Origin of the sequence: Achromobacter sp. NPDC008082, from assembly GCF_042957345.1 — a bacterium.
Taxonomy (GTDB): Bacteria; Pseudomonadota; Gammaproteobacteria; order Burkholderiales; family Burkholderiaceae_B; genus Achromobacter; species Achromobacter kerstersii_A.
This window is the reverse complement of record NZ_JBIBIB010000002.1, coordinates 711,085-735,771: the sequence shown is the minus strand read 5'-3', so window position 1 is coordinate 735,771 and position 24,687 is coordinate 711,085. Positions and strand designations below refer to the sequence as shown.

Annotated in this window: 16 protein-coding genes; 8 read left to right on the top strand and 8 right to left on the bottom strand. The window is 63.6% G+C overall.

From position 1 onward, the window contains the following. Positions 1-92: 92 nt before the first annotated feature. Positions 93-2,960 carry a 2-oxoglutarate dehydrogenase E1 component gene (locus ACFZAI_RS10375; protein WP_391566811.1) on the bottom strand — a complete coding sequence of 956 codons (2,868 nt, stop codon included), beginning with the start codon at positions 2,958-2,960 and terminating at the stop codon, positions 93-95. Between the two features lie 329 nt (positions 2,961-3,289). After that, complete coding sequence (locus ACFZAI_RS10370; RefSeq protein ID WP_391566810.1) at positions 3,290-3,760, bottom strand: Lrp/AsnC family transcriptional regulator; 471 nt, start codon at positions 3,758-3,760, stop codon at positions 3,290-3,292. 191 nt (positions 3,761-3,951) lie between these two features. On the opposite strand from ACFZAI_RS10370, the gene ACFZAI_RS10365 reads away from it, so the two are divergent. Then, positions 3,952-4,968, top strand: a complete 1,017-nt coding sequence (locus ACFZAI_RS10365; RefSeq protein ID WP_175169641.1) for a 1-aminocyclopropane-1-carboxylate deaminase — start codon at positions 3,952-3,954, stop codon at positions 4,966-4,968. 81 nt (positions 4,969-5,049) lie between these two features. On the opposite strand, the gene ACFZAI_RS10360 is transcribed toward ACFZAI_RS10365, so the two are convergent. Together ACFZAI_RS10360 and uraH are read right to left on the bottom strand one after the other, a co-directional pair. Beyond that, on the bottom strand, positions 5,050-6,255 hold the full coding sequence (locus tag ACFZAI_RS10360) for a urate hydroxylase PuuD (protein ID WP_391566809.1): 1,206 nt from the start codon (positions 6,253-6,255) through the stop codon (positions 5,050-5,052). 283 nt (positions 6,256-6,538) lie between these two features. Then, entirely contained in the window at positions 6,539-6,889 is a 351-nt protein-coding gene (gene uraH / locus ACFZAI_RS10355) for a hydroxyisourate hydrolase (RefSeq protein WP_391566808.1), read from the bottom strand. Positions 6,890-7,079: 190 nt separating this feature from the next. Between uraH and puuE the strand changes: the two genes are divergently transcribed. The 4 genes from puuE (at position 7,080) to ACFZAI_RS10335 (ending at position 12,815) form a co-directional block, all read left to right on the top strand. Further along, entirely contained in the window at positions 7,080-8,024 is a 945-nt protein-coding gene (gene puuE, locus ACFZAI_RS10350) for an allantoinase PuuE (protein WP_391566807.1), read from the top strand. Positions 8,025-8,035: 11 nt separating this feature from the next. Continuing rightward, entirely contained in the window at positions 8,036-9,814 is a 1,779-nt protein-coding gene (uraD, locus tag ACFZAI_RS10345; RefSeq protein ID WP_391566805.1) for a 2-oxo-4-hydroxy-4-carboxy-5-ureidoimidazoline decarboxylase, read from the top strand. 4 nt (positions 9,815-9,818) lie between these two features. After that, positions 9,819-11,048, top strand: coding sequence for a M20 family metallopeptidase (locus tag ACFZAI_RS10340; protein WP_391566804.1), 1,230 nt, complete (start codon positions 9,819-9,821; stop codon positions 11,046-11,048). Positions 11,049-11,309: 261 nt separating this feature from the next. Further along, positions 11,310-12,815, top strand: a complete 1,506-nt coding sequence (locus ACFZAI_RS10335; protein ID WP_391566803.1) for a nucleobase:cation symporter-2 family protein — start codon at positions 11,310-11,312, stop codon at positions 12,813-12,815. A gap of 55 nt (positions 12,816-12,870) precedes the next feature. Here ACFZAI_RS10335 and ACFZAI_RS10330 read toward each other — a convergent pair whose 3' ends face one another. After that, positions 12,871-15,018 carry an OPT family oligopeptide transporter gene (locus ACFZAI_RS10330; RefSeq protein ID WP_391566802.1) on the bottom strand — a complete coding sequence of 716 codons (2,148 nt, stop codon included), beginning with the start codon at positions 15,016-15,018 and terminating at the stop codon, positions 12,871-12,873. 220 nt (positions 15,019-15,238) lie between these two features. Between ACFZAI_RS10330 and mdeB the strand changes: the two genes are divergently transcribed. From mdeB to ACFZAI_RS10315, 3 genes are all read left to right on the top strand, one after another. Further along, on the top strand, positions 15,239-17,929 hold the full coding sequence (mdeB, locus tag ACFZAI_RS10325) for an alpha-ketoglutarate dehydrogenase (RefSeq protein WP_391566801.1): 2,691 nt from the start codon (positions 15,239-15,241) through the stop codon (positions 17,927-17,929). 181 nt (positions 17,930-18,110) lie between these two features. Next, entirely contained in the window at positions 18,111-20,408 is a 2,298-nt protein-coding gene (locus tag ACFZAI_RS10320; RefSeq protein WP_391566800.1) for an NADP-dependent malic enzyme, read from the top strand. Positions 20,409-20,643: 235 nt separating this feature from the next. Further along, positions 20,644-21,096, top strand: a complete 453-nt coding sequence (locus ACFZAI_RS10315) for a DUF2214 family protein (protein ID WP_054423893.1) — start codon at positions 20,644-20,646, stop codon at positions 21,094-21,096. On the opposite strand, the gene ACFZAI_RS10310 is transcribed toward ACFZAI_RS10315, so the two are convergent. From ACFZAI_RS10310 to ACFZAI_RS10300, 3 genes are all read right to left on the bottom strand, one after another. Next, entirely contained in the window at positions 21,086-21,985 is a 900-nt protein-coding gene (locus tag ACFZAI_RS10310; RefSeq protein WP_391567102.1) for a LysR substrate-binding domain-containing protein, read from the bottom strand. The genes ACFZAI_RS10315 and ACFZAI_RS10310 overlap by 11 nt on opposite strands. A gap of 161 nt (positions 21,986-22,146) precedes the next feature. Then, positions 22,147-23,265 (bottom strand): hypothetical protein, encoded by a 1,119-nt coding sequence (locus ACFZAI_RS10305; RefSeq protein WP_391566799.1) that lies wholly within the window; start codon positions 23,263-23,265, stop codon positions 22,147-22,149. Between the two features lie 99 nt (positions 23,266-23,364). After that, positions 23,365-24,675 (bottom strand): citrate synthase, encoded by a 1,311-nt coding sequence (locus ACFZAI_RS10300; protein WP_006393556.1) that lies wholly within the window; start codon positions 24,673-24,675, stop codon positions 23,365-23,367. Positions 24,676-24,687 lie beyond the last annotated feature (12 nt).

The window sequence follows — 24,687 nt, the reverse complement described above, 5'->3', positions numbered from 1 at the left end:
CGTAAAGTTTGTGTTCTGGTCACGCGGCGCGGCAAGGTTCGAAATCGAGTTCCAAAACGCTTGCCGCGCGCGGCGCATGCATCAAGTCAGGGTTACTTCGTCAACATGACCTTGAACTTGGGCGCGAAAGCCGTTTCGATCAGGGCCTTCTGCTGCTCCTGGTGCTTGGCCAGGTAGCCCACGGCCGGCGATGCCGACGCGGCGCGGCCGGCGTAGCCCAGCTTCTGGCCTTCCACCATGTTCTCGTACACGTGATGCTGAACGTAGAACCAGGCGCCTTGGTTCTGCGGTTCGTCTTGAACCCAGATCACTTCGGTGGCCTTCGGGTACTTGCGCAGTTCGGTCTCGAACGACTTGTGCGCAAACGGGTACAACTGCTCGACGCGGACGATGGCGACGTTGTCGGCGCCACGCTCGCGGCGGGCGTTGACCAGGTCGTAATACACCTTGCCCGAGCAAGCCAGAACGCGCTTGACCTTGCTGGCGTCGATGGTGTCGTCGACTTCGCCGATGACCGGACGGAAGCTGCCGCCTGCCAGATCGGTCAGGGGGGAGCCGGCGTCCTTGTTACGCAGCAGCGACTTCGGCGTGAACAGCACCAGCGGCTTGCGGAACGGGCGAATCATCTGGCGGCGCAGAACATGGAAGATCTGCGAGGCAGAGGTCGGCTGGACCACTTGCATGTTGTTGTCGGCGCACAGTTGCAGGAAGCGCTCGATGCGGCCCGACGAGTGCTCGGGGCCTTGGCCTTCGTAGCCGTGCGGCAGCATCAGGGTCAGGCCCGACTGGCGGCCCCACTTGGCTTCGCCGGAGCTGATGAACTGGTCGATCACGACCTGGGCGCCGTTGACGAAGTCGCCAAACTGGCCTTCCCAGATGGTCAGCGTGTTCGGTTCAGCGCTGGAGTAACCGTATTCAAAGCCCAGCACCGCCTCTTCGGACAGCACGGAGTCGATGACGGTGAACGGAGCCTGGCCTTCCGACACGTTCTGCAGCGGAATGTAGGTGCCGTCGTTCCAGCGTTCGCGGTTCTGGTCGTGCAGCACGGCGTGGCGGTGCGTGAACGTGCCACGGCCCGAGTCCTGGCCGGTGATGCGGATGGCGTAGCCCGAGGACACCAGGGTGGCGAAGGCGAGGTGTTCGCCCATGCCCCAGTCCAGGTTCATTTCGCCCTTGGCCATCGTGCGGCGGTCGTTCAGCAGCTTGGCGACCAGCGGGTGCACCGTGAAGCCTTCCGGAACCGTCGTGATGCGTTCGCCGATGCGCTTCAGTTCAGCCAGCGGCACGGCCGTGTCGGCCTGGTCGGTCCACTTGGCGCCCAGGAACGGGGACCAGTCGATCGCGTACTTGCTCTTGTAGTCGGTCAGCACGGGTTCGATCGTGCGCTGGCCGTCTTCCATCAGCTGACGGTAGTCCTTGACCAGTTGATCGGCTTCGCCTTCAGCCAGCACGCCTTGCGTGGTCAGCTTGTCGGCGTACAGCTTGCGCGTGCCGGGGTGATGGCCGATGCGCTTGTACATCAGGGGCTGCGTCAGCGACGGGGTGTCTTGTTCGTTGTGGCCCAGCTTGCGGAAGCAAACGATGTCCACGACGACGTCGTGACGGAATTGCAGACGGTAGTCCAGCGCCAGCTTGGTGACGAACACCACGGCTTCGGGGTCGTCGCCGTTGACGTGGAACACCGGGGCTTCGATCATCTTGACGACGTCGGTGCAATACAGCGTCGAACGCGAGTCACGCGGGTCAGACGTCGTGAAGCCGATCTGGTTGTTGATGACGATGTGCAGCGTGCCGCCCGTACCGTAGCCGCGGGTTTGCGCCAGGTTCAGGGTTTCCATGACCACGCCTTGGCCGGCGAAAGCCGCGTCGCCGTGCACCAGCACCGGCAGCACGGTCTTGCCTTCGGCGTCGCCGCGGCGTTCTTGGCGAGCGCGTGCGCTGCCTTCGACAACGGGGTTCACGATTTCAAGGTGGGACGGGTTGAACGCCAACGACAGGTGGACCGGGCCGCCACGGGTGGACAGGTCGGAGGAGAAGCCGTTGTGGTACTTCACGTCGCCGTCGGTCAGGCCTTCGGCGTGCTTGCCTTCGAACTCGGCGAACAGGTCGCCAGGCATCTTGCCCATGATGTTCACGAGCAGGTTCAGGCGGCCACGGTGGGCCATGCCGACCACGATTTCCTGGACGCCGTTTTCACCGGCGTGGTTCACCACTTCGTCCATCGAGGCGATGAAGCTTTCGCCGCCTTCCAGCGAGAAGCGCTTCTGGCCGACGTACTTGGTGTGCAGGAAGCGCTCGAGGCCTTCGGACTCGGTCAGTTGCTGCAGGATGTGGCGCTTTTCTTCGACCGAGTAGGTCGGCGCACCCAGCGTGGTTTCCAGGCGTTCCTGAATCCAGCGCTTGGCGGCGGGGTCGGAGATGTGCGTGAATTCAGCACCGATGCTGCGGCAATACGTGTCGCGCAGCGCCTTCAGGATGTCGCGCAGCGTCATGGTGCTGGCGGTCGTGAAGTAGGTGTTGGTGGCCGAATAGGTTTGATCCAGATCGGCTTCGGTCAGGCCATAGAAGGCCGGATCGAGTTCCGGAATCGGCGGGCGCTCTTGGCGCTTGAGCGGGTCCAGATCGGCCCAGCGCGAACCCAGCGAACGGTAGGCGGCAATCAGCGACTGCACCGACACTTGCTTGCTGGCGACGCTCAGATCGGGTTCGGCCGTACGTTGCACAAAGGCATTGGCCTTGGCGCGCTGGGCGAACGATTCAACGATGGGAGCGTGGGCCTGGTCACGAGTGGACTCTTGGCCGTCGGTAGCGGGAGCGTGCTGCAACTGGTCGAAATATTCGCGCCAGTTATCAGGAACCGAACCGGGGTTGTCGAGGTAGGCTTCGTAAAGCTCCTCAACATATGGCGCGTTACCGCCAAAGAGATAAGACGTGGATAGAGATTCTATTTCCGAAGACATATCGCTTCACCTTTACGAGTGCTTCACTCGACACGATGCAGGAAAAACCTTCCGCGACACGGGCTTCCCGTTAAGCGGATCGCAGGGGCAGAAGGCGCGTACAAGCCTTGAAAGCCGTATGCCGAGCAGTATAACCCTTTGAGTTTACGGCCGTCTTCCGCCATTTCTGTGACGCAAAAAGCCGATTCGGAATGCCGCCATGCGGCTTTGGAATGTCCTGGCAACCCCTGACATTGCGCCGTCTACGCACCATCAAATTCTGTTAATCCAAAATGCCGCAGCGCGTCATTTTTTAGCCGCTAAAAAAAGAGTGTTGCGCATTAGCCGCGTCACACCGGCAACGCGGTGGTCGACAAGATCTCTTTCAGCACGAAAAAAGTACGAATCTGGCGCACGCCAGGCAGCTTGATGATCTCGCCCGCATGCAGCTTGTTGAAGCGTTCAAGATCCCGTATGCGCAGCATCAAAAAGTAGTCGAACTCGCCGGCGACCAAGTGGCATTCCAGGCAGCCGCTGATGCCGCGCGCTGCTTCCTCAAAGTCGGTGAAGGAGTCGGGCGTGGAGCGGTCCAGCACCACGCCCACGATGACGAGCGTGGCCATGTCGACCTCCGCCGGTTCCAACAACGCCACCGTCTTTTTGATGATGCCTTCGGCCTTCAATTTTTCAACGCGCCGCAGGCACGCGGCCGGACTCAAATGCACGCGCGTGCTCAGATCCAGATTGGTGATCTGCGCATCGTCTTGCAAGACGCGCAGGATGTGGCGGTCGATGCGGTCCAGGCTGGCGAGCGCGGGCATAAGATGCGTCCCTAAAAATTTAATTTCGTATTCGTTTTTATATTCCAAATATTTATTCGCAAGCAACGATTATTAAACCGTGCGAATGACGTTATTGATAAAAATACGCAATTGACCGCATATCGCTGCGGTTCCTATGATTTTTCCATCCGCGCCACCCGCCGGCCGGAACGTCATCATCAGGAGCCCGCATGGATCTGCAACGCTTTCCCCGTCATCGCCTGACCTTTGGCGACACCCCCATCGAAAAGCTCGACCGCCTGTCCGCGCACCTGGGCGGCAAGGTCGAGATCTACGCCAAGCGCGAAGACTGCAACAGCGGCCTGGCGTTCGGCGGCAACAAGCTGCGCAAGCTGGAATACCTGATCCCGCAGGCGCTTGAGCAAGGCTGCGACACGCTGGTGACAATCGGCGGCATCCAGTCCAACCACACCCGCATGGTGGCCGCGGTGGCCGCCAAGCTGGGGCTGGCCTGCGTGCTGGTGCAGGAAAACTGGGTGGACTATTCGGATGCGGTTTACGACCGCGTGGGCAACATCATGATGAGCCGCCTGATGGGCGCCGATGTGCGGCTGGTGGACCAGGGCTTTGACATCGGCTTTCGGCGCAGCTGGGAAGAGGCGCTGGAAGACGTCAGAAAGCGCGGCGGCAAGCCCTACGCCATTCCGGCCGGCGCGTCTGACCACGAATTGGGCGGACTGGGCTATGTGGGCTTCGCAGAAGAAGTGCGGCGCCAGGAAGCCGAGCTGGGGTTCAAGTTCGACTACATCGTTGTATGCGCCGTCACCGGCAGCACGCAAGCGGGCATGGTGGTGGGCTTTGCGGCCGATGGCCGCGCCGACCGCGTGATTGGCATCGATGCGTCCGCCACGCCGGATCAGACGCGCGCGCAGATTCTGCGCATTGCGCGGCGCACGGCCGACATGGTCGGGCTGGAACAAGGCATTGCCGACAGCGACGTGGTGCTGGACACGCGCTACGCCTACCCCGCCTACGGCCTGCCATCCGCCGAAACCAACGAGGCCATTCGCACCTGCGCGCGACTGGAAGGCATGATGACCGACCCGGTGTACGAGGGGAAGTCCATGCAGGGGATGATGGACATCATCCGCCGTGGCGAAATTCCCGCCGGGTCGAAGGTTCTGTATGCGCACCTGGGAGGGGTGCCGGCGATCAACGCCTATAGCTTTCTGTACCGCAACGGCTGAAGACGGCTACCCGGCGCAAGGCTTCGGCTCGATGGGCTGGCCGGCGGGCGATTTACGCTGAACTGGCCCGCCCTGCCCGCTTCAATTTGTCTTGGCGCCCGCCTGGAACCAGGCGCCGATCAACGCGCGTTCGTCGTCGGTCATGCCGGTGGAATTGGCCATCGGCATGATTTTCGACACGACCACTTGCTGGTAGACGGCCTGCGCGTGGGTGGCGATCTGCTCCACGGAATCCAGCCGCACGTTCTTCATCTGCACCTGCGCGCCATGGCAAAGTAGGCAACGCTGATCAAACACCTGACGCACTTGCGTGAAGGCCACATCGGCGGGCGGCGCAACCGCCGCCGACGCCGCCACCGGCGCAGGCCGCATCCAGATGATGGTCAGGCCCAGCACCGCGATACCCAGCAGCACATACGGCAGCGGATTGCGCGCATTGCCCAGCTTGAAGCGATGGCGCACGACGAAGAACTGACGTATCGCCGCGCCGCCCAGCATGATCAGCAGCAGCACGATCCAGTTGTACTGATGGGTATAAGTGAAGCTGTAGTGGTTGCTCATCATGGTGAACACCACGGGCAGCGTGAAGTAAGTGTTGTGCACGCTGCGCTGCTTGCCGCGCTGGCCGTTCACCGGGTCGACCGGCTTGCCCGCCCGCATCGCCGCCACGTTCTTCCTCTGGCCGGGAATGATCCAGAAGAACACGTTGCCGCTCATGGTGGTGGCCATCATCGCGCCCACCAGGAGGAATGCCGCGCGGCCCGCAAACCAGTGACAAGCCAGCCACGACGCCAATGCAATGAACACCGCGACCAACACACCCACGATGGTGTCGCCGTGCTTGCCGCGGCCGAACAGCCGGCAGATGCCGTCGTAGACAATCCAGAACACCACAAAGAAGGCCAGCGCCACCGCCACGGCGGTGGAAGGCTGCCAGTCCATCTTTGAACGATCAATGAGATAGGTGCTGGCGTTCCACAGGTACGACATGGTGAACAGCGCAAAGCCGGTCAGCCACGTGCTGTAGCTTTCCCAGAACGACCAGTGCAGATGATCGGGCAGCTTCTTGGGTTGCACCGCGTACTTCTGCATGTTGTAGAAGCCGCCGCCGTGTACCGCCCATTGCTCGCCGCCTACGCCTTTGTTGACGGATTCCGCGTCGCGCGGTTTTTCCAGGCTGTTGTCCAGCATCACAAAGTAGAACGACGTGCCGATCCACGCGATGCCGGTAATGATGTGGGCCCAACGCAGCAGCAGATTGACCCAATCCAGGTAGTAGCTTTCCATTCACGCCCCCGCAGCGGGCGGGCCGATAAGGCGCCGCCACACTGCTCACCACCGCGGGCGCTGTAAGCAGAAGACAGATCGCGCACAAGGCTTTGGGCCATGCACCGCTGCGATCAAGATCCGCGAAATTGTATGCAGGTTTTGTTCACAAGGCTATTCGATAGAGGCCCTTACGGCATCAGGAATACCCTAGGCCGGGCGACCGGAAGATGGCCTGGTGCAAACTGAAGCGCTGCCTGCTGCAAGGCGCCTGCTGTGAACGGCCTGACCTGCGGCTGCCAGCCTATGAGCCGCGATACGTCGAATAGCTCCAGGGGCTGACAAGCAGCGGCACGTGATAGTGCTGGTCTGCGTGGGCCACGCCGAAGTCCAGGCTGACCTGGTTCAGGAAGTTGGGTTCGGGCAAAGCCACGCCGCGCGCCTTGAAATAGCCGGCCACATCGAACACCAGCCGGTACGTGCCTGCCTTCAGGTCTTGATCGGTGAATAGCGGTTTGGCGCTGCGGCCGTCGTCATTCAGCGTGAATTGGTTGAGCAGCGTGGCGCTCGCGCCCTCGGTGGCGTAAAGCGCAACGGCCATCCCCGCTGCGGGGCAGCCGTGCATGGTGTCGAGTACGTGCGTAGTCAGGCCCAATCTTGTCTCCTCATGCCCGCGTACCGCCGGGCGATATCATGGTTATCCTTAATGATGTACATAAATTGTATACAGCTAATTGCTTTCCAGCTATTGTTTAGCCCATCATGAAACTCCCCGGCGTCGTGCGCGGGGTTTCACGTTCAGGGTCATCCACGTCCGCGCTTTCAGGCTATCCGCCCGTCCATCCATGAACACCTACGATTCCACGCTTCCGTATCCCCGCGACCTGGTCGGTTATGGCCGCAATCCGCCGCACGCGCAATGGCCGGGCCGCGCCCGAATCGCCGTGCAATTCGTGCTGAATTACGAAGAAGGCGGCGAGAACTCCGTGCTGCACGGGGATGCCGGCTCCGAACAATTCCTGTCCGAGATGTTCAACCCCGCCAGCTACCCAGACCGCCATCTCAGCATGGAAGGCATCTATGAATACGGGTCGCGCACGGGTGTCTGGCGCATCTTGCGCGAATTCGAAAAGCGCCAACTGCCGCTGACCGTCTTCGGCGTGGGCATGGCCTTGCAGCGCCACCCCGAACTGACGGCGGCGTTCACCGAACTGGGCCATGAAATTGCCTGCCACGGCTGGCGCTGGGTGCATTACCAGAACGTGGATGAAGCCACCGAGCGCGAGCACATGCGCCTGGGCATGGACGCCATCACGCAACTGACCGGCAGCCGCCCGCTGGGCTGGTACACCGGCCGCGACAGCCCGCGCACGCGCCGCCTGGTTGCCGACTACGGCGGCTTCGAATACGACAGCGATTACTACGGCGATGACCTGCCCTTCTGGATGCAGGTGCAAAAAACAGACGGCTCCGTTGTGCCGCAACTGATCGTGCCCTACACGCTGGATTGCAACGACATGCGCTTCGCGCTGCCCCAGGGGTACTCGCACGCCGACCCGTTCTTCCAATACCTGAAAGACAGCTTCGATGTGCTGTACGCCGAAGGCGATGACGCGCCCAAGATGCTCAGCATCGGCATGCATTGCCGGCTGCTCGGCCGGCCCGGGCGCATCACCGCGCTGCAACGCTTTCTGGATCACATCGCCCGCCATGACCGCGTGTGGGTGTGCCGCCGGCTGGACATCGCCCGGCACTGGAAAGCTACCCACCCCTACCTTCCCAACCGCTAAGCGCTCCGACCATGGCCTACACGCTGGAACAACTCAACGCCGCCACGCCCGATGACGCCGTGGCCATGCTCGACGGTTTGTACGAGCATTCGCCCTGGATCGCCCGGCAGGCGCTGGCCGCCCGCCCGTTCCGGTCGCTGGCCCATTTGCAGGACCAGATGCGCCGCGTGCTGGACGACGCCGATATCGAAGCCCGGCTGGCGCTGATCCGCGCCCACCCGGAGCTGGCCGGCCGCGCCATGCTGCGCAATAGCCTGACTGCCGAATCCACGCAAGAACAGGATCAGGCCGGGCTCACGCATTGCTCGCCCGACGAGCTTGCGCAGTTGCAGCAACTGAACACCGACTACAACGCCCGCTTCGGCTTTCCGTTCATCCTGGCTGTGCGCGGCGCGCGCGGCACGGGGTTGAACCGCCAGCAGATCATCGATGAATTCACCCGCCGGCTCGACAACCCGCCAGACGTCGAAATCAGCGAAGCGCTGCGCAATATTCACCGCATTGTCGAAATCCGCATGGCCGACAAATTCGGTGTCGACCTGACGCTGGGTAACGATATCTGGGACTGGCAGGAACGGCTCAGCATACACAGCGACCCGGGCTACGCCGAAAAAGGCCAGCTCACCGTCACGTATCTGACCGAAGCGCACCGCGCCTGCGCGCAACGCATTTCGCACTGGATGCGCGACTGCGGCTTCGATGAAGTCGAGATCGATGCCGTCGGCAACGTGGTCGGCCGCTACCGCGCCAGCCGCGAGGACGCCCCCACGCTGATGACGGGCAGCCACTACGACACCGTCCGCAACGGCGGCAAGTACGACGGCCGGCTGGGCATCTTCGTGCCAATGGCCTGCGTGCGCGAACTGCATCGCCAGGGACGCCGCCTGCCCTATCACCTTGAGGTCATCGGCTTTGCCGAAGAAGAAGGCCAGCGTTACCGCGCCACGTTCCTGGGCTCGGGCGCCTTGATCGGCGACTTCAAACCCGAATGGCTGGACCAGAAAGACGCGCAAGGCATCACGATGCGCGACGCCATGCTTCACGCCGGCCTGTGCATTGACGACATCCCCAAGCTGCGCCGCGACCCTGCCCGCTATCTGGGCTTTGTCGAAGTGCACATCGAACAAGGCCCCGTGCTGTTCGAAATGGGCCTGCCGCTGGGCATCGTCACGTCCATCAACGGCAGCGTGCGCTACCAGGCGCAGATCTTCGGCATGGCCTGCCACGCCGGCACCACGCCCATGAACCGCCGCCGCGACGCGGCCACCGCCACCGCCGAACTGGCGTTGTTTGTGGAGCAACGTGCCGCGCGCGACGGCGATTCGGTCGGCACGATTGGCATGCTGGAAGTGCCTAGCGGGTCCATCAACGTCGTGCCGGGCGAGTGCCGTTTCAGTTTGGATTTGCGCGCCCCCAGCGACCCGCAACGCGACGCCTTGGTGAACGACGTGCTGGCCGAGCTTGCCGCCATCTGCCAACGCCGCGGCCTGCGCTACTCGCTAGAAGAAACGATGCGCGCCGCCGCCGCCCCCAGCGACCCGGTCTGGCAACAGCGCTGGGAACGCGCCGTTGATGCGCTGGGCGTGCCGCTGCACCGCATGCCCAGCGGCGCGGGCCACGACGCCATGAAGCTGCACGAAGTCATGCCTCAGGCCATGTTGTTCGTGCGCGGCCAGAACTCCGGCATCAGCCACAACCCCCGCGAATCCACCACCCGCGACGACATCCAACTGGCCGCGCTTGCCATGCAGCGCCTGCTGGACGACCTTGCCAACGACATCACACGCTAAAACCATGACCGACTACGCCCGACTCGACGCCTGGGTAGACGCCCACTTTGATGAGGAAGTGCGCTTCCTGCAATCGCTGGTGCGCGTGCCTACCGACACGCCTCCCGGCAACAACGCCCCCCACGCCGTCCGCACCGCCGAACTGCTGCAAGACTTCGGCTTCGACGCCGAAGCGCACACCGTGCCCGCCGAGCAGGTCAAGGACTACGGCATGGAATCCATCACCAACCTGATCGTGCGGCGCGAGTACGGCCCCGGCCGCCGCGTGGCGTTAAACGCCCACGGCGACGTGGTGCCTCCGGGCGACGGCTGGCAGCACGACCCTTACGGCGCCGAGATCGACAACGGCAGCCTGTACGGCCGCGCCGCCGCCGTCAGCAAGAGCGACTTCGCCAGCTTCACCTTCGCCGTGCGCGCGCTGGAAGCGGTTGCCCGACCCACCCACGGCGCGGTCGAATTGCACTTCACCTATGACGAAGAATTTGGCGGCTTGCTGGGCCCCGGCTGGCTGCTGTCGCAAGGCCTGACCAAGCCCGACCTGATGATTGCCGCGGGCTTCAGCTATGAAGTCGTGACCGCGCACAACGGCTGCCTGCAGATGGAAGTGACCGTGCACGGCAAGATGGCGCACGCCGCCATTCCGTCCACTGGCGTTGACGCGTTGCAAGGCGCGGTCAAGATCCTGAACGCGCTGTATGCGCAGAACGAGCAATATCAGCGCATCACGTCCGACGTTCCCGGCATCAGCCACCCCTACCTGAATGTCGGACGCATTGAAGGCGGCACCAACACTAACGTGGTGCCCGGCAAGGTCAGCTTCAAGCTCGACCGGCGCATGATCCCCGAAGAAAATGCGGCGGACGTCGAAGCCAATATTCGCCAGATCATCCAGGACGCAGCCGCCTCCATGCCGGGCATCAGCGTCGATATCAAGCGCCTGCTGCTGGCCAATTCCATGCGCCCGCTGCCGGGTAACCAGCCGCTGGTCGCCGCCATCCAGAAGCATGGCGAAGCCCTCTTTGGCGAACCCATCCCCGCCATGGGCACGCCGCTGTACACGGATGTGCGTCTGTATGCCGAAGCCGGCATTCCCGGCGTGATCTACGGTGCGGGGCCGCGCACGGTGCTGGAATCGCACGCCAAGCGCAACGATGAACGCGTGGTGCTGGAAGACCTGCGCCGCGCCACCAAGGTCATTGCCCGCACGCTGGCGGACTTGCTTCATCCGGTCTGATAAATCGTCTGACTGAACCGGGCGCGGCGCCGCAACAGGCGCGTCGCGCCCGCGCCTTCCCCTCTACGGTAACGCCTGGCGGCAGCCTGCCCCGGCGTCCGCACGCTCGTACAATTCCTTCATTAAGTAACTTTTCGTGTCAATTTAATGCGGGTTTTCCTCTATTCCGAACCTTAACCCCCGCTGTATACATTCCTCGTACACAAGCAAAGTTTTCAGGATTTTCCCGACCGACATTCCACTCCGCCAGGAGACGTTCCCATGCAGGCTGCATCGTCCGCGCCATCCGGCGCGTCGCAAGATATCCATCCCGTTGACCAGCGCCTGCCCAACGGCAAGCTCGCGGCGCTGGGCCTGCAACATGTGCTGGTGATGTATGCCGGCGCGGTAGCCGTGCCGCTGATCGTGGGCCGCGCCCTGAACCTCACGCCTGACGAAGTGGCCATGCTGATCTCGGCCGACCTGTTCTGTTGCGGGCTGGTGACGCTCGTGCAAACGCTGGGCGCCACGCAATGGTTCGGCATCAAGCTGCCCGTCATGATGGGCGTCACCTTTGCGGCGGTGGCGCCCATGGTGGCGATGGCCAACGCCAATCCCGGGCAGGCGGGCGCCCAACTCCTGTTCGGAACCATCATCGGGGCGGGCATCGTGTCGATACTCATCGCCCCGTTGATCAGCCGCATGCTGCGCTACTTTCCGCCAGTCGTGACGGGCACCATCATCACCGTCATCGGCATCACGCTGATGCGCGTGGGCATCAACTGGATCTTCGGCAATCCGTCCGGCCCCACCGCCCCCGTCATCGTTGACCCCATCTATGCCAAATGGCTGGCCGACGTCACCTCACCGGGCAGCGCGATTCCGCCCGTGCCGCAAGGCTTCGCCATCATGCCGTCCATGCCCAACCCCAAGTACGCCGACCTGACCGGCCTGGGCATCGCGGCGCTGGTGCTGGTGGCGATCTTGCTGATCGTGAAATACACCCGCGGCTTCATCGCCAACATCTCGGTGCTGCTGGGCATCGTCATCGGCGCCGTCGTGGCGTCCGCAACCGGCATCATGACGTTCGAAAAAATCGGTCAGGCGGACTGGTTCGATATCGTGCTGCCCTTTCACTTCGGCATGCCGCAATTCGACCCCATGCTGATTTTGAGCATGTCGCTGATCATGGTCGTAGTGATGATCGAATCCACCGGCATGTTTTTGGCGCTGGGCGAAATGACCGACCGCGAAATCACGCAGCAAGCCATGGCGCGCGGCCTGCGCACCGATGGCCTGGGCACCTTGATCGGCGGCATATTCAATACGTTTCCCTACACCAGCTTTTCGCAAAACGTTGGGCTGGTGGCGGTAACCGGCGTAAAAAGCCGCTTCGTCTGCGTCGCAGGCGGCATCATTTTGCTGGTGCTGGGTTTGCTGCCCAAGATGGCGGCGCTGGTGGAATCGTTGCCCACCGTGGTGCTGGGCGGCGCGGGCATCGTCATGTTCGGCATGGTGACGGCCACCGGCATCCGCATCCTGTCCGGCGTGGACTTCAAGGGCAACCGCCACAACGCGATGATCGTGGCGGTGTCGATCGGGGTCGGCATGGTGCCGCTGATCGCACCCAACTTCAAACAATGGATGCCGCATTCGCTGCATACGCTGATTGAGTCGGGCATTTTGCTGGCGTCGCTGTCGGCCGTGCTGCTCAACCTGTTCCTGAACGGGGCCACGCACGACGAACGCGCCATCATCACGGCCGCGTTGCAAGCCGAGGAACACTGACCGCAAGGGCACTGACCCTATACGCCGCGGCCCAGGCCGCGGCGCTTCAAGCCCATCAAGCCAGACGCATCACCCGGCGCCAGAACAGCACCGCCACCATCACGAAGACGGCCAAGCCCAGGTACGACGCGGGCTTGGCGAACGCCTCGCCAGCGATGGCCAGCGGCGCATCCGTACCCGCGCCGCCGATGATGGCCGCCATCAACACGCCCACCAGGCTTTCACCCACGATCAGGCCAGACGCGATCAGCACGCCACGGCGGTTAGCCGCGTCCGCAAACTGTTCGTAAGGCTTGCCCGCGGCGGCGGCACGGCGGCGCAACGCGCGCTCAAGCAGCCACGCCAGCACCGCCCCCGCCACAATGGGCGCGGCCACGGTGGGCGGCAGATAGATGCCGATGCCCACCGCCAGCACGGGGATGCGCGCGACGCGGCAAGTGCGCTTGAGGATTTCATCCACCACAATCAACGCCACGCCCACGGCCATGCCGATGAGGATCATCGTCCAGTTCAATTGATGCGTGAAGATGCCGCGCGTAATGGCCAGCATCAGCGTCGCCTGCGGGGCCGACAAGGCTTGGGCGGGGTCCATGCCGTCGCGCGGCATCGCGTCCGCAAAACCGTAAGCGTTGTAGAGCAGTTCCAACACCGGCGAAATGACCGCCGCGCCCACCACGCAACCAATCAACAAGGCCACCTGCTGACGCCACGGCGTGGCGCCCACGAGCCAGCCCGTCTTCAGGTCTTGCAGGTTGTCGTTGGAAATAGAAGCCACGGCCACCACCGCCGACGTGCTGAAGATGGCCAGCGCAATCGCCATCTGCACGCCGTTCTGCACGGCCAGCAACTCGCCGCCCAGCGTCAGCATCAACAGCGACACCAGCACGATGGCGACGATGCCCACGCCTGAGATCGGGCTCGTCGACGAACCCACCAGGCCCGCCATGTAGCCGCAGGCCGCGGCCACCAGAAAGCCGAACACGAACGCGAACAGCACGGCGTAGGCCACCAGCTTCCAGATGGCGGCGGCCGACAACGGCGCGCCCGCCAGGAACACCTGGAAGGTGATTACCAGAACAACCACCAGCACCAGCGTCACCACCGAGATCCAGCCGGCGGACAAGTCGCGCTCGGTGCGCGGCGCCTGGCCAGCCCGCGCCGCGCCTGCCTTCGTCAGCGCCGAAAACGACGCTTTGACGCCGCGCGCCATCGGCATGAACAAGGTGGCCAATGTCCAGATTGCCCCCACGCCGATCACGCCTGCGCCAATGAAGCGCACCTGCGACGACCACAGCCCGGTGGCGTACGTTTCCAATGACACGCCGGCGGGCATGTCGCCCATGGCGGTCAGCACCGGCACGGCGATGCCCCACGAGATGATCAGGCCGGTCAGCATGGCCAAACCCGCGACGATGCCGATCAGGTAGCCCGCGCCCAACAGCGCCAACGAGAAGCCCATGGGCAGGCGGATGACCGCGCCGCCCCACGCGAACCAGCCGCTGACGCTGTCGCCCAGCACCCGCAGGCCGCTCGCGGCAAAGCTGACGGCCGCAGCCACCGCGCCACCCGCCACGATGTCGCCCATGCCGGTCGCAGCCGGTTTGGCCGATGCACCGCCGCTGCCTTGCGCGGGATCTTGCGCGACACCGTGCGCGGCATCTTGCGCGACACCTTGCGCGACACCTTGCGCGGCATCTTGCGCGACACCTTGCGCGACACCTTGCGCGGCATCTTGCGCCCGCTCCGCGCTACCCACGCGCAGGATCTCGGCGGCGGCCACGCCCTCGGGGTACGGCAAGTCGCTTTGCACCACCATCACGTGGCGCAGCGGAATCGTGAACATCACGCCCAGCATGCCGCCGGCGGCGCAAATGCCCAGCGTCTGCCAGAACGGAAAGCCCTGCCAGTGGCCCATCATGACCAGCGCAGGCAGGATGAAAATGATCGAAGACAAGGTGCCCGCGGCCGAGGCCTGCGTCTGCACCATATTGTTTTCAAGGATGTTGGCGTCTTTGAACAGACGCAGCACCGACATCGAAATCACCGCAGCGGGGATGGCGGATGAGAACGTCAGGCCCACCTTCAGCCCCAGGAAGACGTTCGAGGCCGTGAAGATCACGGTGATCAGTGCGCCGAGCAAGACGCCGCGGAACGTAAGTTCCGGAAGCGTGACGTTTGCCGGGACGCTGACGGGTTGAGTCATTGAAGTCTCCCGTTTGGAATTCTGCTAAACCGCGCATTCTAGCGCTTCAGCGTCCACCCAGTGGTCACCACGCGTAAGCGCCGCCTGGCGGCAGAAGCTGCCGGTAATAGAAAGCCTGGCAAAAGATTATGCTGAAAGCCGGTACATCCGCCCTGGAATTTGATCACTCATGCCATCGACACAGGTCTAGCATGGAGCGATAACAGGAGACAACTTCACGATGCGCGACCAGAGCCACCCCGCCCCCGACGCCGATCATCCGCACGACGCCGACCCCGCCGAAACCGCCGAATGGCGCGACGCCTTGCAGTCACTGGTAGACGCTGAAGGCGCCGGCCGCGCCGGCTATGTGCTGGATAACCTGCTGGGGCATGCCGCCACGCTGGGGCTGCGCGCCAACAGCCAGACGCGCACCGCCTACCTGAACACGATTCCCGCCGACCAGGAACCGCCCTTTCCCGGCAACCTGGCGGTAGAAGAACGCATCGCCCGCATCAACCGCTGGAACGCGCTGGCGATGGTGGTGCGCGCCAATCAGGCGCACGGCGAATTGGGCGGCCACATTGCCAGCTACGCATCGGCCGCCGATTTGTTTGAAGTCGGCTTTAACCACTTCTTCCGCGCGCAGTCGGAAGATGGCCCCGGCGACCTGGTCTACATGCAGCCGCACTCGGCGCCCGGGGTCTACGCCCGCGCGTATCTGGAAGGCTTTCTGAATGAGGACGACCTGGCGCACTTCCGCCAGGAAATCACCGCCACGTCGCGCGGCCTGCGCGGCTTGTCGTCCTATCCGCACCCGTGGCTGATGCCAGACTTTTGGCAATTCCCGACCGGTTCCATGGGCATCGGCCCCATCAACGCCATCTATCAGGCGCGCTTCATGCGCTACCTGGAGCACCGCTCGCTGGTGCCGGCCAGCGGCGACCGCAAGGTCTGGGGCATTTTTGGCGACGGCGAAATGGACGAGCCTGAATCCATCGCCGCCCTGACGCTCGCCGCGCGCGAAAAGCTCGACAACCTGGTCTTCGTCGTCAACTGCAACCTGCAACGGCTGGATGGGCCGGTGCGCGGCAACGGCCGCATCATCGACGAACTGGAAACGCTGTACGCGGGCGCGGGCTGGAACGTGATCAAGCTGGTCTGGGGCAGCGACTGGGACGCCCTGCTCAGGCGCGACACAAGCGGCGCGCTGGCCCGCGCCTTCGCCAACACCGTTGACGGCCAATTCCAGACCTTTGCCGCTAACGACGGCGCGTTCAACCGCGCCCACTTCTTCAACCAGAATCCTGAACTGGCCGCGCTGGTCGCTGACTGGACTGACGAGGCCATCGACCGCCTGCATCGCGGCGGCCACGACATGGTGAAGATCCACGCGGCCTATCACCGCGCGGCGCAGCACCGTGGGCAGCCCACGGTGATTCTGGCGCAGACCAAGAAAGGCTTCGGCATGGGGGCGGCCGGCCAGGGCAAGATGACCACGCACCAGCAAAAGAAGCTGGACGACGAGGCCCTGCTGGCGTTTCGCGACCGCTTCGCGCTGCCGATTTCGGACGCCGATTGCCTGGCGCTCAAGTTCTATCGCCCCGCTGAAGACAGCGCCGAACTGCGTCATCTGCAAGCGCGCCGCGCCGCGCTGGGCGGCCACATCCCACGCCGCCGTACCGAAGCGCCGCGCCTGACGCCGCCGGATGCCGAGCATTGGGCACGCTTCGCGCTGGCCGCCGACGGCAAGGAAATGTCGTCCACGATGGCCATCGTGCGCATGCTGACCGCGTTGCTGAAAGACAGCACCGTGGGCTCGCGCATTGTGCCCATCGTGGCCGACGAAGCCCGCACCTTCGGCATGGCCAACCTGTTCCGCCAGATCGGCATCTACTCGGCTCAAGGCCAGTTGTACGAACCCGAAGACATCGGCTCGGTGCTGTACTACCGCGAAGCGCGCGACGGCCAGATTCTTGAGGAAGGCATCACCGAAGCCGGCGCGATCTCGTCGTGGACGGCAGCCGGCACCAGCTACTCGGTCAATGGTCTGCCGATGCTGCCCTTCTATATCTATTACTCGATGTTCGGCTTTCAGCGCATCGGCGACCTGATCTGGGCCGCCGCCGACCAACGCACGCGCGGCTTTCTGGTGGGCGCCACGTCGGGCCGCACCACGCTGGGCGGCGAAGGGCTGCAACACCAGGACGGCTCCAGCCACATCATGGCCGCCGCCGTTCCCAACTGCCGCGCCTACGACCCGGCCTATGCGTACGAGGTTGCCGTTATCGTCGAACACGGCATGCGGCGCATGCTGGACGAGCAGCGCGACGAATTCTTCTACCTGACGGTCACGAACGAAAACCTGGCGCAGCCCGACATGCCCGCCGATGACGGCGTGCGCGAGGGCATTCTGCGCGGGCTGTATCGCCTGCGCGCCGCACGCGGCAAGCCGCAAGTGCGGCTGCTGGGCGCGGGCCCGATGCTGCGCGAAGCCGAAATGGCCGCCGACCGTTTGCGCGATCAGCATGGCGTGGACGCCGAAGTCTGGAGCGTCACCAGCTTTTCCGAGCTGGCCCGCGACGGCCGCGAAGCCGAACGCGCCCGCGTGCTGGGCCTGGACGCGGCCCCCGGCGCCGACTGGGTCCGCACGTGCCTGGGCGGCAGCGACGCGCCCGTCATCGCCGCCACCGATTACGTGCGCGCCGTGCCTGACCAGATCCGCGCCTGGGTGCCGGCCCCCTACCGCACGCTGGGCACCGATGGGTTCGGGCGCAGTGACACGCGCGCCCAATTGCGCGACTTCTTCGAAGTCAGCGCCGACTGGATCGTGCTGTACGCGCTGGACAGCCTGGGCCGCCAGGAAGAGGCCAACACGCTGCGCAAGAAACTGAACGCGCATACGCGAGGAACACCTCCCTGGGAATCATGAAAAATCCGCCTCGTTCTTGATCAAAAGCGTCCGCTCGCTGCACTGCAACAACCAATCGGGCGCGCTTTCTGGTGAAATACGGGAGTTCCCTAAGCATTTCGCAAAGAAACCGGCGGGCCGCGAGCCCGCCGTTTGTCATCCCGTTTTCTTTTTCAGTTAGTGCCTCAGAGGCCCCGATCCCATGGACGACACTCTTACCAAAATGGCGTTGGATTACCACGCCTATCCCACCCCCGGCAAAATCTCGGTCGTGCCGACCAAGACCTTGGCCAACCAGGACGACTTGTCCCTGGCCTACTCGCCCGGCGTGGCTGCGGCTTGCATGGCCATCTTCGACCAGGGTGAAGACGCCGCCTCGAAGTACACCTCGCGCGGCAACCTGGTGGGCGTGATCACCAACGGCACCGCCGTCCTCGGCCTGGGCAACATCGGCCCGCTGGCCGCCAAGCCGGTCATGGAAGGCAAAGGCTGCCTGTTCAAGAAGTTTGCCGGCATCGACGTGTTCGACATCGAACTGGCCGAGAACGATCCGGACAAGCTGGTCGACATCATCGCCGCGCTGGAACCCACGCTGGGCGGCGTGAACCTGGAAGACATCAAGGCGCCCGAGTGCTTCTACATCGAGAAGAAGCTGCGCGAGCGCATGAAGATTCCCGTCTTCCATGACGACCAGCACGGCACCGCCATCATTTCGTCGGCCGCTATCCTGAACGGCCTGAAGGTCGTGAACAAGGACATCGGCTCGGTCAAGCTGGCATGCTCGGGCGCCGGCGCCGCCGCCATCGCTTGCCTGGACCTGCTGGTCCACCTGGGCGTCAAACGCGAGAACATCTTCGTGGTGGATTCGCGCGGCGTCATCTGGGAAGGCCGCGATGAAAACATGGAAGCCAACAAGAAGCGCTACGCGCAGAAAACCGACGCGCGCACGCTGGCCGATGTGGTCAACGGCGCCGACGTGTTCCTGGGCTGCTCGACCGCCGGCGTCCTGACGGGCGACATGGTCAAGACCATGGCCGACCGTCCGCTGATCCTGGCCCTGGCCAACCCGGAACCGGAAATCCGCCCGGAAGTGGCCAAGGCCGCCCGCCCGGATTGCATCATCGCCACCGGCCGTTCGGACTACCCGAACCAGGTCAACAACGTGCTGTGCTTCCCCTTCATCTTCCGCGGCGCCATGGATGCCGGCGCTTCGCGCATTACGGAAGAAATGAAGCTGGCTTGCGTGAAGGCCATTGCCGATCTGGCGCAAGCCGAGCAGAACGATGAAGTGGCCCGCGCCTACGCCGGCCAGGAACTGTCGTTCGGCCCCGACTACATCATCCCGAAGCCCTTCGACCCGCGCCTGATTTTCCAGATCGCGCCGGCCGTGGCCCAAGCGGCCGCCGACTCCGGCGTGGCCGCCCGCCCCATCGAAGACATCGAAGCCTACCGCCAAAAGCTGATGGGCTTTGTGTACCACTCCGGCCAGCTGATGCGTCCGCTGTTCGCCCAAGCCAAGAAGGCGCCCAAGCGCGTCATCTACGCTGACGGCGAAGACGAACGCGTCCTGCGCGCCGTGCAAACCGTGGTTGACGAAAAGCTGGCCCGCCCGATCCTGATCGGCCGTCCGTCGGTCATCGAAATGCGCATCAACAAGGCCGGCCTGCGTCTGGTGGCGGGCGAGCACTTCGAAATCGTGGACCCGGAAGACGACGAGCGCTTCAACGAAACCTGGACCGCGTACTACCAGCTGAAGGGCCGTGAAGGCGTGACGCCGGCCATCGCCAAGGCGATGATCCGCAAGCACAACACGCTGATCGGCGCGATGCTGCTGCGCCGTGGCGATGCCGACGCGCTGCTGTGCGGCGTGGCCAGCAAGTACGACAACCAGCTCAAGTACATCGACGAAATCATCGGCAAGAAGGAAGGCCAGACGTACGCCGCCCTGAACGTGCTGATGCTGCCTGACCAGACGCTGTTCGTCACCGACACCCACGTCAATGAAAACCCGACGTCGGAAGAAGTGGCCAACATCACGATCCAGGCCGCCGACGAAATGCTGCGCTTTGGCGTGGTGCCGAAGATTGCCCTGCTGTCGCACTCGAACTTCGGCAGCCGCGTAACGGAGTCGTCCCAGAAGATGGCCGCCGCCAGCAAGCTCGTGCAAGAGCGCGCGCCTGACCTGGAAGTGGACGGCGAAATGCACGCCGACGCCGCCTTGTCGGAAAAGATCCGTGTTCTGGCTTACCCGGACAGCACGCTGAAGGGCCGCGCCAACCTGCTGGTCATGCCGAACCTGGACACCGGCAACATCACGTACAACATGCTGAAGATGACGGGCAGCAATGGTGTCGCGATGGGCCCGATCCTGCTGGGCGCGGCGCGCCCGGTGCACATCCTGACGACCAGCGCCACCGTGCGCCGCATCGTCAACATGACGGCGCTGGCCGTTGTGGATGCGCAGCAGGAAGCCGCTGACGCCGCCAAGAAGCGCCGTTGATCACCTACGCGCTGTAACCGCACGGGCGCCCCACGGGGCGCCCGTTTTCATTGCCCGGTTTTGAACTACGGCGTCGCATCGCTGCATCGCATCGCTGCATCGAATCGCCACATCGCACCGCCGCATCCTCGCCCCCCACCTCCCCCCCGCATCGTGTCGCGATCGTCCACGCGTGAAGATAGTCTGCGCCCCTGGCGGATGGTAAAACCGAGCTTGTCACTTTTCTGGAGACGACATGCTGGCCGATGCCCTCTATGCCTGGTTCCACTACCTGGCTATCTTCGTCATGGTGGTGGTGCTGACCGCCGAAGCCGTGCTGCTGCGCCCCGACCTTACCGCCAACGGCGTGAAGCGGCTGATCATCTATGACCGGCTCTATGGCGTCAGCGCCATCCTGGTGCTGGTCACCGGCCTGCTGCGCCTGACCTTGGGTGCGAAGGGCGCGGCGTTCTACATGAGCTCACCGTGGTTCCACGCCAAGATCACGCTGTTCGTCATCATTGCGCTCTGTTCGATCCCGCCCACGCTGAAGATCCTGCGCTGGGCGAAACAATCCCGTCAGCAGGCAGGCTTCGTGCCGGCCGCGCCAGAGATCAAAAGCGTACGGCGCTGGGTGATGATTGAGTCGCACCTGTTCATCTTCCTGCCGCTGTTCGCCGTGCTGATGGCTCGCCACATCAGCGTGTAGCCGCTGACGCCGGCCAGCCTTCGGCCAGGCAGGCGATCAGGTATTCGACAAATGCTCGGGCGCGGGCGGGCAGCAAGCGGGTTTCCGTGACGACGTGCACGGGAAACGGCCCCAGGCTCCATTCCGGCAGCACGCGCCGCAGGCCGCCGGAGGATTCAAGCTCGGTCTGATCGCCGCCTAGCGCGGCGATGCCCGCGCCCAGCACCGCCAGCCGGCGCGCCATACCCGCTTCGTTCACCGAAAACCGGCTGCCGGGCATGACGCTGGCTTGCTCGTTGCCGCGGACAAGCTGCCAACGCGTCGATGCCCCGTTGTCTTGCGCCCGAAATCCAATGCATTCGTGTCCCGCCAATTCGGACGGATGGGTGGGCGCGCCATGCGCCGACAGATACGCTTCTGATGCATAAAGATGCACGCGCAGCGCGCCCAGCGTTCTGGCGATGCGCGAAGAAGAGTCGGGCAGATCGCCAATCTTGATCGTCAGATCGCAGGGCTCGGCCACGCGGTCTGCATGTTCCAGGCTGGCCAGATTCACATGAAACGCCACCTCCGGATGAAGGCGCGAAAATCCCAACAGAATTTCCGCCATCACATCGGTGGCGAACGTGGCGGGCATGTTGATGCGCAACAGACCCGAAGGCGTGGCCGTCAGCGCCTGTAATTCCTCGTGCGCAACCTGCGCCTCTTCCACGACGCGCAGGCAGCGCTCCAGATAGATCTCGCCCGCGCCCGTCAGCTCCATCTTGCGCGTGCTGCGGGTAAGCAGGCTCAAGCCCAGCGAACGCTCCAGTTCCGCCACCCGGCGCGACAAGGTCGATTTCGGCAGCCCCAGCACGAGGGCGGCGCGGCTGAAGCTGCGCGCCTTGGCTACCTCTGCAAACAGCTCCATGCTGTGCAGGCGTCTCACGGCAGTCTCATCCGGCGTGTCTCCGTTACGGTTCGGCCGGCGTGGCACCTCCGCCGGCAAGCCGCATTGTCGGATCAGACTTTTAAGAATTTCTTAATGGGGGGGGTGCGATGGAATGCCGGGCCGCGACGGAATGCGCGTCACTACGGGCAGCGGGCCCGTGGGGGCTCGACCGCCTTGTCGCCTTCCACCACAAACTTGGCAAATTTGAAGACGCCAGCCGAATCGTTGGTCACGATGCCGACCAGCGTGCCGTCAAACGCCTGCATCACCGACATGCCTTCCGGCACATCGTCATGGCCATCGCGCTTGGCGGCCTGCCCGTCCCAGGGGCTGAAGACGAAGATGCCAGGAAACGGCTCGCGCGCCGCCCCGTCGCCCCGCCGAACCGTCTTGACCTGCGTGCCGGGCGGGTAGTGAAAGCCGCCCAGATCGAGCTTGCACGCAAGTTCCGTGTCGCTGACGCGGATCAGGCGGCGGTCGGCATCCAGATAGAGGCGAGGGGCGCTCACCATCAGCCCGAACACCTGCACCGCCACGGAGTGTTTCACTTCGACTCGCCAGCGGTCAGGGTCAGAGGAGCCATCCGTGTAGACGGTGCCGTCGGACCCGAACACCACCGATCCGGACGCCAAGGCCAGCTCCCCTATCTGGTTGCCGTGGCCCAACTGGCACTGGCGCAAGGCCTTCATGGCGCCGTCGCGGGTCGTGTCGAATTCAATTTCTTGGGTGGCGTCGCACTGCCAGCCTTGCACGGTCTGCTCGCCCTTTCCGCTCACGAAAACGGTTTGCGGATAACGGCCCCGCACCGCATACGTGTCGTCGTAGTCGGTGCCAAGATGGCGCCGCGCACGCATCGCCTGCACGCCAAAAATTTCTACCGGCTGCGGAAATTCGGCTTCCACATAGGTCTCTGGCTGCCCTTCGTCTTGCAGCGACAGCCGCGTGCCGGCGGGCATGAGCGTGCCGGCGACGGTGGTGGGCTGGTCCAGCGTGACGTGGCGCGCGGCTTCACGTCGCGCGCCCTCCCGTTCCACCTGCCAGATGACGGCGTTGACCCACACGAAAAAGGCGGCAGGCAACGCCAACACCACGAACAACACGGCCGACTTCTTCCAATGCTTGCGCACGCTGCGGCGGTGGCTGGCGCTGACCGCCAGCACCACCGCCCAGCCCACAAGCACGATCCCGGTCAGGAAACCGAGAGAAAGCAACAGGAAAAAATTGGCTGACGGGAGTGAGACGGGAATCATGGCCAGCATGATATCCGCTTCTACCCGGCTGAAAAACTCCTGGCCGCAGGCAACAAAAAACCGCCCGAAGGCGGTTTCTTGTCAGTGCGATACCGAAAGCAAAGCGGATTAACGCTTGTCCATCGGGGGCACGTCGCGGGTCACCGAACCCGTGAACAGCTGGCGCGGGCGGCCGATCTTGTAATCGGGGTCCGACAGCATTTCGTTCCACTGGGCAATCCAGCCCACCGTGCGGGCCAGCGCGAAGATGGCCGTGAACAGCGAGGTCGGGATGCCGATGGCGCGTTGGACGATACCCGAGTAGAAGTCCACGTTCGGGTACAGCTTGCGCTGCACGAAGTACGGGTCCGACAGGGCGATGCGTTCCAGTTCCATGGCCAGCTTGAACAGCGGGTCGTTTTCCAGGCCCAGGGCCGAGAGCACTTCCTTGCACGTTTCTTGCATCAGCTTGGCGCGCGGGTCGTAGTTCTTGTAGACGCGGTGGCCAAAGCCCATCAGGCGCACGCCCGAGTTCTTGTCCTTGACCTTCTCCATGAACTCGCCAACCTTGGCGATGCCGCCATTGGCTTGCAGCTCTTCCAGCATTTGCAGGCAAGCTTCGTTGGCGCCGCCGTGAGCCGGGCCCCACAGGCAAGCCACGCCAGCCGAGATGGCGGCAAACGGGTTGGTGCCCGACGAACCGCACAGGCGCACGGTGGAGGTCGACGCGTTTTGCTCGTGATCCGCGTGCAGGATGAAGATGCGGTCCAGCGCGCGCTCGACGACTTCGTTGACCTTGTAGTCTTCGCACGGCGTGGCGAACATCATGCGCAGGAAGTTGCCCGTGTAGGACAGGTCGTTCTGCGGGTAGATGAACGGTTGGCCTTGCGAGTACTTGTACGCCATCGCAACCAGCGTCGGCATCTTGGCGATCAGGCGGATGGCCGAGATGTGGCGATGCTGCGGGTTCGTGATGTCGGTGGAGTCGTGGTAGAACGCGGACAGCGCGCCAACCAGACCCGTCAGCACGGCCATCGGGTGCGCGTCACGGCGGAAGCCGCGCAGGAAAAAGTGCAGTTGCTCGTTGACCATCGTGTGATGGGTCACTTGCGAATCAAAGTCAGCCTTCTGTTCCTGGTTCGGCAGTTCGCCGTTCAGGATCAGGTAGCAGATGTCCATGAAGTCGCAATTGACGGCCAATTGCTCGATGGGGTAACCGCGGTACAGCAGTTCGCCCTTGTCGCCGTCGATGTACGTGATGCCCGATTCGCAAGCGGCGGTGGACATGAAGCCCGGGTCAAACGTAAACATGCCCGTCTGGCCATACAGCTTGCGGATGTCGATCACATCCGGACCGACCGTGCCCTTGTAGACAGGGAACTCAATGGGTGCGCTGCCATCCGAGAAGGATAGAGTGGCTTTTTTGTCAGACAGGTTCATGTTATTTCCTCT

Excerpts from the sequence above, each read along its gene's own strand:
- ACFZAI_RS10320 (WP_391566800.1), top strand. The coding sequence starts at position 18,111 with ATGGACGACACTCTTACCAAAATGGCGTTGGATTACCACGCCTATCCC.
- ACFZAI_RS10305 (WP_391566799.1), bottom strand. The coding sequence starts at position 23,265 with ATGCTGGCCATGATTCCCGTCTCACTCCCGTCAGCCAATTTTTTCCTG.
- ACFZAI_RS10330 (WP_391566802.1), bottom strand. The coding sequence starts at position 15,018 with ATGACTCAACCCGTCAGCGTCCCGGCAAACGTCACGCTTCCGGAACTT.
- ACFZAI_RS10310 (WP_391567102.1), bottom strand. The coding sequence starts at position 21,985 with ATGGAGCTGTTTGCAGAGGTAGCCAAGGCGCGCAGCTTCAGCCGCGCC.
- ACFZAI_RS10335 (WP_391566803.1), top strand. The coding sequence starts at position 11,310 with ATGCAGGCTGCATCGTCCGCGCCATCCGGCGCGTCGCAAGATATCCAT.
- ACFZAI_RS10360 (WP_391566809.1), bottom strand. The coding sequence starts at position 6,255 with ATGGAAAGCTACTACCTGGATTGGGTCAATCTGCTGCTGCGTTGGGCC.
- ACFZAI_RS10365 (WP_175169641.1), top strand. The coding sequence starts at position 3,952 with ATGGATCTGCAACGCTTTCCCCGTCATCGCCTGACCTTTGGCGACACC.
- ACFZAI_RS10315 (WP_054423893.1), top strand. The coding sequence starts at position 20,644 with ATGCTGGCCGATGCCCTCTATGCCTGGTTCCACTACCTGGCTATCTTC.
- ACFZAI_RS10340 (WP_391566804.1), top strand. The coding sequence starts at position 9,819 with ATGACCGACTACGCCCGACTCGACGCCTGGGTAGACGCCCACTTTGAT.
- mdeB (WP_391566801.1), top strand. The coding sequence starts at position 15,239 with ATGCGCGACCAGAGCCACCCCGCCCCCGACGCCGATCATCCGCACGAC.
- ACFZAI_RS10300 (WP_006393556.1), bottom strand. The coding sequence starts at position 24,675 with ATGAACCTGTCTGACAAAAAAGCCACTCTATCCTTCTCGGATGGCAGC.
- uraD (WP_391566805.1), top strand. The coding sequence starts at position 8,036 with ATGGCCTACACGCTGGAACAACTCAACGCCGCCACGCCCGATGACGCC.
- ACFZAI_RS10375 (WP_391566811.1), bottom strand. The coding sequence starts at position 2,960 with ATGTCTTCGGAAATAGAATCTCTATCCACGTCTTATCTCTTTGGCGGT.
- ACFZAI_RS10370 (WP_391566810.1), bottom strand. The coding sequence starts at position 3,760 with ATGCCCGCGCTCGCCAGCCTGGACCGCATCGACCGCCACATCCTGCGC.
- puuE (WP_391566807.1), top strand. The coding sequence starts at position 7,080 with ATGAACACCTACGATTCCACGCTTCCGTATCCCCGCGACCTGGTCGGT.